Source organism: Chitinophaga sp. (assembly GCF_035538455.1).
Classification (GTDB): domain Bacteria; phylum Bacteroidota; class Bacteroidia; order Chitinophagales; family Chitinophagaceae; genus Chitinophaga.
Map to the genome: position 1 here is coordinate 1 of NZ_DATLKJ010000161.1, position 5,032 is coordinate 5,032.

At 44.8% G+C, this 5,032-nt stretch carries 5 protein-coding genes; 2 read left to right on the forward strand and 3 right to left on the reverse strand.

What is annotated here, in order from left to right:
• Window positions 1–237 precede the first annotated feature (237 nt).
• On the forward strand, window positions 238–525 hold the full coding sequence (locus VM802_RS19725) for a hypothetical protein (RefSeq protein WP_325533719.1): 288 nt from the start codon (window positions 238–240) through the stop codon (window positions 523–525).
• A gap of 52 nt (window positions 526–577) precedes the next feature.
• On the opposite strand, the gene VM802_RS19730 is transcribed toward VM802_RS19725, so the two are convergent.
• The 3 genes from VM802_RS19730 to VM802_RS19740 all read right to left on the reverse strand — a co-directional run bounded on the left by VM802_RS19730 (window position 578) and on the right by VM802_RS19740 (window position 3,747).
• Window positions 578–1,804: an alpha/beta hydrolase family protein gene (locus tag VM802_RS19730; protein WP_325533721.1), complete on the reverse strand. Its 1,227-nt coding sequence runs from the start codon at window positions 1,802–1,804 to the stop codon at window positions 578–580.
• 210 nt (window positions 1,805–2,014) lie between these two features.
• Window positions 2,015–2,449, reverse strand: a complete 435-nt coding sequence (locus VM802_RS19735; protein WP_325533723.1) for a MarR family winged helix-turn-helix transcriptional regulator — start codon at window positions 2,447–2,449, stop codon at window positions 2,015–2,017.
• Window positions 2,450–2,787: 338 nt separating this feature from the next.
• Window positions 2,788–3,747, reverse strand: coding sequence for a helix-turn-helix domain-containing protein (locus tag VM802_RS19740; protein WP_325533725.1), 960 nt, complete (start codon window positions 3,745–3,747; stop codon window positions 2,788–2,790).
• 1,104 nt (window positions 3,748–4,851) lie between these two features.
• Here VM802_RS19740 and VM802_RS19745 point away from each other — a divergent pair.
• Window positions 4,852–5,032 (forward strand): condensation domain-containing protein (locus VM802_RS19745; protein ID WP_325533727.1); only part of this gene is annotated, 181 nt, incomplete at its 3' end.

Consider the following 5,032-nt stretch of genomic DNA (forward strand, 5'->3'; position numbering starts at 1 on the left):
TCTGGTAGCTGACTTTTTGAGAGAGTCCAAAATCCCACACTGTAAAGGATCTTGAGTGTGTCCCGGATTGGATTCGAACCAATGACCCACTGCTTAGAAGGTAGCAGCCCCCCTGTACTTTATTTCCCCACCTGTATAGGCTAAAAAACGGGCAAAAATGAACGTGGTAAATGATGTGCCGTTTTGTAAAAAAATGTAAATTGAATATGAGTAACCACTTTATTGAAGATACCCTATATGAAAACGAACCTTGTACGACTCCCTCAGACTTTTACTGTGGCTCCAGGGTTGCCTGTATTTACCAACCTGGATGATATTCATGCTGAAATTGAGGATACTTTGAAATCTCTGCCGGTATTCTGCTACTACACAGATAAAAACTTTAACGGAAAGGTATGGTGGAGTGCCGCGCTGGAAAATTTATGTGGGGAAGTATGGAAGGAGCGCGGGTATATTACTACCTATGTTGCGAAGACGCTGCCGGAGTTGGTGCAGGAGATGATTCAGGAACGGAAGCAGGTATGAGGGTGTCTCCTGACTTTTACAAGCATAGGAGACGCCCTCTTGGGTTTTTATATCAATAATGGCTGAAATATTGCAGTGTATTGAGTGCAAAATCAGGGATGGCTTCAGGGTGGTTCTTACCATGTATGATGATGTAAGTAGCATTCACACCCCTGCTTTTAAAGCGGGCATAGGCCTGATCTGAATTAAAGATAGGCACATAGCCGTCCAGGTCTGCATGTTGCAGCAGTACAGGGGATCTTGGAGTCCAGTCATAAACATCATTCTCCGCCAGCCTTCTCAACACAGCGGTATCCCTTCCGCTCAATACATTGGCCTTGAATACAGGATTCATCAACACAGCAGGATTGGTGGGCAGCTGCGCGGCATAAACGGGATGGGTAGCCAGTTCCTGGTCATAAGGTGCATTTACAAATGAATTCAGCGGCCTGTTTTCGTGATATATTCTGTTAAAGCTCAGCAACACCCACACGTGGCTCCTGATATAAAAGGAATCCCTTACTTCGTTGCGGGAGAGGAAGTAGGTGGCTGTCTGTGTAATATCATAAGCGCCGGCGCCATAAGAAGCAGCGGTTACATTAAATTCTGTTGGGTAGTGTTCCTGCAGCAGCCTGTGCGCAGCCATCGTGGCATAGCCTCCTTCAGAATATCCCGCTAGGAACAACTTGTTATTCCATTTTGCATGCAGGTTGGCGCTGGGGTCCTGCACCAGTTCTTTTACCGCCCTGATCATATCCACGGTGCTGCTGGCCAGTGAAGACGCATGCTGGTACGGATGTTCAAGGTTAGCTGTAGTGCCGTAACCGATGTAGTCGGGTACCACTACTATATATCCCATGGCAGCCGCCAGCGGTATCCAGTAAGATAACTGGCTGGATTCGCTGAAATTGGAAGGGGCCTGCGACTTGTCGAACAGGGTCCCGTTCTGAAAGCTCACGAGCGACAATGTATTATCTGTCTTGGGAATCACAAGCAGGCCGCTGGCAGTTACAACGTTGCCATCGGGATCAGTGGTGGGATAGGTCACTTTATATACATCCACCACAAGACTGACGAGAAGGCTCCAGATGGAATTAGGGTCTATGCCGTTAACAGTGGATGCCCTGCTGTTGAATTCATTTTTCTTCAGTTCGCGCTGGCCGATCAGTTCAATAGTGGCCTTCTTGGGGATGGGCTGTTGGTTCGGCGTAACCGCATTCTTACGGCAGGAAGAGGCAAAAATAACAGCCGTGATAACAATTGTCGTCAATAGGAAACGGGGTGCAGTAATCTTTCGCATGTCGGATTGATTTAGGTTTTGGAATGAATAAATGGTTATTATGTAGTGTCTGTGGGTTGATGGCGTCTGACAGTATAGAGAAGATGGATTGGAGTTATAGTATAACTGGTACTGCTAAAGATAGAGAAATAATGCGAAATAAGTGCGGATATTTTATGCTGCAGCATACCTGCATGCATGCTGGAGGTTAACGGTCAGGTATATGCTTTCTTACATCTGGTTAGCCAGTAATTCGATGAGGGCGATGGACTTCTCCAGCGTTTTTACTTCTGTGTCTGAAAGGTGCTGCTGGATAGCATTGGCCAGCAGTTCGTCGCGCTGGCTTCTCGTTTTATCCACCAGCTTTTTGCCCTGCGGTGTGATAGCAATGGTAACCTTGCGTTTGTCTTCCTTCACAGCCTTCCTCGTGATGTAACCCAGCTCCTGCAGGTTGTTGAGTATCTGCGACATAGACTGGTTCTTCACCTTCACAATATCCGCCAGCACAGAAGGGAAGGAGGGGCCTTCCTTATAAAGGTGCGATAAGGTTGCGGTTTCCGTGAGCGACAGCGCTTTTTCAGTATAGATATGTTTGCGCAGCTGGTTGTGCATCTTGGATACAACAGCCCGCAGACGTGACGCCAGTTCCTGATTTTCTGCCTTCATATGTTACATGATAATATCAGGACACAAATATAGGCGTTTCCGTGCCGTCTGCGCCGGTATACAGGGAATTTTTTTCCCGGTATGGAATTTAGTAAGCCTTCTTAATAAGATAATCTTACTAATAATGAGCGTAACCCAAAAGTATATTTTTCTCGCAGAGGCGCAAAAAACAAACAAGCGAAGAACGGAGCGAGTTTTTAAGCTCGCAAAGCGAGAAAACAACACCAATATTCTATCTATAATAATCTCCTCCCTTTGCGGGCTTAAAAACTCGCTCCGTTCTTCGCTGCCAGAATTTTCATTTCTTTGCGCCTCTGCGAGAAAAACATACACTCAGGTCACACCTGGAAGTGTTTCAGCTTCCTGTATTCCACCGGTGTTTTGCCAGTCTTCAGCCGGAAGAACCGGCTGAAATGGGTAGGGCTGTCGAAGTGAAGCATATCAGCCATTTCTTTCACGGTATACCCGGTATAGTACAGCAGGTATTCCGCTTCCTGTATAATCCTTTTGTGCAGGAGATTGATAGCCGTATCGCCCAGTTCCTTCCGGGTGATGTGGCTCAGGTATTTTGGTGTAACATGCAGCAACCGGGCATACTCGCTGAGCGGCATGCGGTCCGCAAAATGCTCCTCCACCAACGCCCTGAAATCAAAGATCAGCTGACTGTACCGGCTGGTGTGACTGGTCTGTACGTGCGCTACCGGCGGCATCATGCTTTTAATGTGATAGATCATCTCCAGAATACGCAGCTGAAGTATCTCGCGGCCATGCGATTTCTCACCGTCATTGTACACCTCATTCACCTGACTGAAGTGTATCAGCATCTCCTCATAAGCGGATTCATCCAGCTGCAGAACAGGCGCCTCACTGGGATTGAGCTCCAGCAGCTGATCCACCGCCGCGGTTGATAAGGTCAGGTTCGACAGAAAAGACGACCGGAAACAGATGCAGTAGCATTTAAAATCGTGGCTTACATCCCAGAACATCAGTGGCATCCCGGCTTTCACCAGCTGTACCGTTCCCCTGGTGAGGGTAAACGTATGCAGTCCTACTTTTTGTTTGTAGGAACCGTCAATGCAGAGCGCAATGTAATTGGCGTCAGTCCTGAAAGGAATCTTTTCAGGGTCCTCCAGGTACTGGCCTTCTATCAGTACAAGGTCGTCGCCAAACCGGTCTTCAACCATAACATCCTTCTTACCAAAAACAGGTATTACCGTACGCTCTTTCAAAAATGATTTCAGCAGCTTCCCATTCTCGACCAATGGAAAGCCGGCATTAACAAGCAATTCACTCTTCATGTTCAGATCTGTTCAACAATAGGTGTTATCAAAGGCTAACAAATTGCGCGACCATTAGCTGAGGCATACAGGTTGCCGGTAGCAGATTGGGTTTACAATTACTTCTCTTCATCCATGACTTCTTCATTCATCCACTTAGCAGATGCAGGTATTACAATAATAAAGAAAATACTTGTCATGTTTACACTTATTTTGCCAGAAATTGTTAAAAAGACAAACAGCGGATTAAAATTGAATTAAAATTCAGAAGAACAAAAAAAAGGGAAACATGAAACCATGCTTCCCGGACTTCTAACCTATGAGCTATAAAAAAACTAATAGGAGGGAATAAAAATACCCTCCCTGAGTTAAGCTATGCCAATGGTCCAATTTTTATAGACATAATTGGGATTAAATGAGTTGCAAAATCAAATCTTAGTATACCACAAAACTACAACGGGATGTGTCAGGTGTAAAGACCGGAATGGCATTAAAAACAGCCAGAATTTCTTTTCCGGGATAAGCGTGATAACTACGTATATCCGTTGGAAATATGCTACAGAAAAGAGTCCTATGTTGAAGCGTGAGATTTGTAAAGAAATTGTTCTGACCTTTTTTGTTCAATTCAGTTTTTTATCTACCTTCATATAATTGTTTAACCGATTCAACAAAAATCGCAATTTATTTTACCCTATTATTTTGCCAATTAGCCACGATAGAGGTTTTTTAAAAACAACGTTTAGTTACAGCGAAGCTCATTAACAGGTATTGACTGACAAACGCCATTGGTCAGCTAAATCCAGGTAGTTTGTGGATGCTTTCTTTTATTGAAAAATGAAATTGTATATGAGAAACCTTGCATGCCTGTGCAACACCACTGCTTATTAGTTGCCTTTGGACCACTCTCAGCCCGGTAGTTCCGCCATTTCTGCCTGGTATGTTTAACTGTCCGTTACGTTATGCCACGTAACAGATCCGGATTTATATTTCATTGGAGATCTTAATTCATTGTCACATGTAATAACCTGTCACAATTTGCTGTACAACAGCAACTGCGCTTTATTTCATCAAAGATTTATTTGATCAGAGATTTTATTTCATCAGAGGTTTAATTCATTGCTAAAAATGCCGACAACAGTTTTGCCATTGCATCCTGCACAGCAGGATGTATATATGGATCAATTACTCCATCCTGAAAGCCCTTGTTATAATATTGGTTGCTATCTCATACTGACGGGCCCCCTGGATAAAGAAAGGTTTACCGCCGCCATTCGTACGCTCCCCGAAGTGTTCGACGCCTTCCGGA